4 protein-coding genes and 1 pseudogene are annotated in these 2,518 nt (G+C 47.2%); all 5 read right to left on the reverse strand.

Annotated features, from left to right (window positions below; all coding sequences use genetic code 11):
• Nucleotides 1–447: pseudogene (locus tag ACFIMC_RS10085) on the reverse strand (phage tail protein); the annotation flags it as partial.
• Complete coding sequence (locus ACFIMC_RS10090; RefSeq protein ID WP_375680769.1) at nt 447–1,313, reverse strand: baseplate J/gp47 family protein; 867 nt, start codon at nt 1,311–1,313, stop codon at nt 447–449. The gene ACFIMC_RS10090 and the pseudogene ACFIMC_RS10085, both read right to left, overlap by 1 nt.
• Nucleotides 1,300–1,686, reverse strand: a complete 387-nt coding sequence (locus ACFIMC_RS10095; RefSeq protein ID WP_375680770.1) for a GPW/gp25 family protein — start codon at nt 1,684–1,686, stop codon at nt 1,300–1,302. The genes ACFIMC_RS10090 and ACFIMC_RS10095 overlap by 14 nt, the downstream gene beginning before the upstream one ends.
• A 3-nt stretch (nt 1,687–1,689) precedes the next feature.
• Complete coding sequence (locus tag ACFIMC_RS10100; protein ID WP_375680772.1) at nt 1,690–1,890, reverse strand: hypothetical protein; 201 nt, start codon at nt 1,888–1,890, stop codon at nt 1,690–1,692.
• A 12-nt stretch (nt 1,891–1,902) separates the two neighbouring features.
• Nucleotides 1,903–2,496 carry a baseplate assembly protein gene (locus tag ACFIMC_RS10105; protein WP_375680771.1) on the reverse strand — a complete coding sequence of 198 codons (594 nt, stop codon included), beginning with the start codon at nt 2,494–2,496 and terminating at the stop codon, nt 1,903–1,905.
• Nucleotides 2,497–2,518 lie beyond the last annotated feature (22 nt).

Below are 2,518 nucleotides of genomic sequence, written 5' to 3' on the forward strand. Positions count from 1 at the left end.
ATAACCATAGGTCCCACGGCGAAAATCAGAGCGCAAACTTTTGGAAAGGTCGGTAATCGCTTCAATGGCTTCAAGGCTTTTCCGTTCAGGCAACTGATCAAAATCAAGTTGAAAGGAATTCCACCATGCTCGCCCAGTCTAGGCGGGTTGAAAGCGTGCCGAAATCCCTAGCCATTCAAGCCCCAACTCTATTGCCGCAAGGGAGCCGCGAATATTTTGCCATGCAAGACCCTGATCAATTAAATCATAAAGGTTAGAGAAATAAGGGTTTAATTCTTGTAAGCCATATTCGTCTATTAAAAAGGGCAACCAAGAAGGCGGACGCGTAATAAATTTCGCGCGGGGGATTTCTTCGAGTGCCATTTTAACGTGAGGGTCAAGAGCCATTGCTTCTGCAAAACAACGTTCAAACAAGCTCGAATTTGGGGGCAAAAGTGAGGAAAGCATCAATAAGCACGCCCCCGTTCAGACAAGACAATATCCCCTAGTGCGACGGCTTCATCCGGTGCGACCAAAATATCCTCACAAGGTTGCGTTATGTTCACATGGTGCACACCCTCAACCATCAAGCGACTGAGTATCCAACTTAAAGACAAATCACGCCCAAGCCTTTGCGCACGCGCCCATTCTGCTCTTAAATTCTGCTCTGCTCTTTCCAAAACAAAGGAGCCTTCATCCGGTAACAACCAAAAATCAGCAGAAACATTGATCATCCGCTGTACCGCGCTTTTCACAAAGATGTGGTCATTGGTCATTTTAACATGGGGGGCATCAAGGGCGGCTTGCACCTTTGCAATTAAAGCCTCATCAGCCACCCCTGAAGGGCTGTCACTAAAAAGCGCAACATGAATAAGCGGGCTTTTACCCTCACGATAAACAAAAGCATCTTTGACATGGATATCACTGGAGAGCGCAAAATATTGATAACGTGGCGCTGTGCCCCCTGTGGAATGTCCTTGTCTATTCAAGCGAATGCGGCGGCGAAACCGCTCATCATCTTCATCCAAAAGGCGCGTGACCCCATGAAAATCCCCCAAATGGTCTAAACTTGTTCCACGGGCAAATGTGAGTAAATTGTCTCGCGCTACTTCATTAATCCGTTGGCGCAACAGCAACTCTTCATAAGCAGCCGCTTGTAATTGAATGACCACCGGATCATAGGCGGTCTTTTCCACATTATAAGGAATATGATGGGCTGCAAAAAGCTCAGTCAAACGCGTGATCTTTTGCTCTAAAATTGCTTCAACAGAAAGCTCTTCAATAATTTGTGGCAAAGGAATCTGTGAAAAGGGTAAATGTTCAAGCTCTGCCATAAGAGACCTCTAAAGGAAAATGCATCTCTTGCCCATGGGACCAATCCCCCAAATGGCCATCGGGATAAAAAATACCCGTTAAAACAAAATGGAATGTTCCCTCACGCGTTGCTTTAGTCAGATCAATCCTTTGCAATGAGAACCCAGGCTCTCCACATTCTGGATCATCAAGCGCGCAAGCAATAGCTTGATAAAGACGTAAGATTGTTGCAGGATCAGCATTGGCGTCTTGGAATTCTCTGACATCACACCCATAATGGCGACGCAAAACCCGTGTTCCTACCCTTGTCATTAAACATTTATGGAGTGATTGTTGGCAATGCGCAAAGCCATACAAGAGAGAGCCATCCTTTTCGCTCATCCCGCACCGCATGCTTTAAGCCCCTTTGCTTGTCTTTGTGGTAGAAACCGTTGGGGTCGCCGCAACAACAGGGGCTGGTTTTTCAGCAATCTGACCAAGCAGCAAAGGGTATTTTGCTGCCTCTTCACTTAAACAAATTTCCTCACCCTTGCCCGGTGAACGCTTGCCTGCAACAAAATCGGCATTGGTTAAAATAACATAAGTGTTCTCACGCATCATAAAACTCCTTTAAAGGGGGGAAGAGGTTGTGGAAGGGCCCATTTTGACCCCACCGTGTTTATGGCTTGCGCCAACAGATTTTTGATTATGCTGTAAATCTTTTGCTTCAATCTGCACACTGCCCGTTAATTCAACACGGGTTGCTTGATGAGAAAGCACCAAACCTTTTTCACTCAAATGGATTTGGTTTTCCCCATGGGAGAGAATAAGTTCATCTTTTGTCATTCGCAAAGCGCCACCGGCATAACACAGAGCAAGCTCTCGCGGCGAGCGTGCGGGATTAGGCGCATCCTCACTATAGCTATCGCGCACCACCAGAGAAGCAGAACCAATTTCGCCATGGGGGTTCAACAACCGCACCGGGTCACCAACATGGAGGGGCATATTGCTTGAGAGAGCGCCAGAAGCTTCTTGCGCTTGTAGCCAAGGCGATAAAACCGCTTGTCCATTGGCACTCTCAGAGAAAAGTTTCACCCGCACCCTATGGCCATCAACTTGCACAACCCGCCCGATCATGTGCTGGTTGGCAAGACAGCGTTCAAGCGCATCAAGACGCTTCATGATTTGTCGAAAGGTATCACTTAAGAGATGTGCATCATTCATGCCCCCACCTCATTGTCCCATG

It is taken from the genome of Bartonella sp. AP21QHHD, assembly GCF_042196205.1.
Taxonomy (GTDB): domain Bacteria; phylum Pseudomonadota; class Alphaproteobacteria; order Rhizobiales; family Rhizobiaceae; genus Bartonella.

Bases quoted from the DNA above. Each gene is read 5' to 3' on its own strand.
- ACFIMC_RS10090 (WP_375680769.1), bottom strand. From the start codon at position 1,313: ATGGCAGAGCTTGAACATTTACCCTTTTCACAGATTCCTTTGCCACAA.
- ACFIMC_RS10095 (WP_375680770.1), bottom strand. From the start codon at position 1,686: ATGCGGTGCGGGATGAGCGAAAAGGATGGCTCTCTCTTGTATGGCTTT.
- ACFIMC_RS10100 (WP_375680772.1), bottom strand. From the start codon at position 1,890: ATGCGTGAGAACACTTATGTTATTTTAACCAATGCCGATTTTGTTGCA.
- ACFIMC_RS10105 (WP_375680771.1), bottom strand. From the start codon at position 2,496: ATGAATGATGCACATCTCTTAAGTGATACCTTTCGACAAATCATGAAG.